This is a genomic window from Peptoniphilus sp. oral taxon 836 str. F0141, assembly GCF_000179335.1.
In the GTDB taxonomy this organism is placed as follows: domain Bacteria; phylum Bacillota; class Clostridia; order Tissierellales; family Peptoniphilaceae; genus Peptoniphilus_A; species Peptoniphilus_A lacrimalis.
This window is the reverse complement of the sequence record NZ_AEAA01000106.1, coordinates 1-668: the sequence shown is the minus strand read 5'-3', so window position 1 is coordinate 668 and position 668 is coordinate 1. Positions and strand designations below refer to the sequence as shown.

2 protein-coding genes are annotated in these 668 nt (G+C 26.9%); both read left to right on the top strand.

All coding sequences use genetic code 11. The annotated features are described in order from the left end of the window. Positions 1–476 (top strand): tRNA (adenosine(37)-N6)-dimethylallyltransferase MiaA (locus HMPREF9131_RS05540; protein ID WP_009345879.1); only part of this gene is annotated, 476 nt, incomplete at its 5' end. After that, positions 469–606: a hypothetical protein gene (locus tag HMPREF9131_RS08270; protein WP_009345878.1), complete on the top strand. Its 138-nt coding sequence runs from the start codon at positions 469–471 to the stop codon at positions 604–606. The genes HMPREF9131_RS05540 and HMPREF9131_RS08270, both read left to right, overlap by 8 nt. The last annotated feature ends 62 nt before the right edge of the window (positions 607–668 follow it).

Below are 668 nucleotides of genomic sequence, written 5' to 3'. Positions count from 1 at the left end.
ATAATGAAACAGCACTACTTATTGATTCCAATAATAGAAATAGAATAATTAGAGCTATTGAAATTATTTTTAATGGTGGGAAAAAAGACAATAATTTCAGAAGTGAAAACAATGAATATGATTTGATTTTCTTAGGTCTTAACATGGATAGGCAAAAACTATATAAGAAAATAGACAATAGGGTAGATGTAATGTTAGAAAAAGGCCTAGTAAATGAAGTTGAAAAATTACTTGATAGTGGATTAAGTGAAGAAAGTCAATCTCTAAAAGCAATTGGTTATAAGGAAGTTATTTCTTATCTAAAAGGAGAAATTTCTTACAATCAGATGGCAGAGGATATTAAAAAGAATTCTCGCCACTATGCTAAAAGACAGCTAACATGGTTTAGAAGAGATGAGAGAATAAGATGGTTTAATAGGGAAGATGAAGATATTTTGAATCAAATTTTTAAATTTGTAGGAGATAGAATTGAATAATTATTATGATATTTTAAAAAAAGAATATGATATAGATAAAAAGGTTATTGATTTTGTAAATTCATGTCAAGACCAGTTGAAAGATAATTTTAGTGAATTTTCTGATATAGCCATGTATAATCAAAGTTAAAATTTTAAAATCAATGCAGGAAGCCAAACTTCAAGCTACTGATTTTAACTGGACTACTGGTT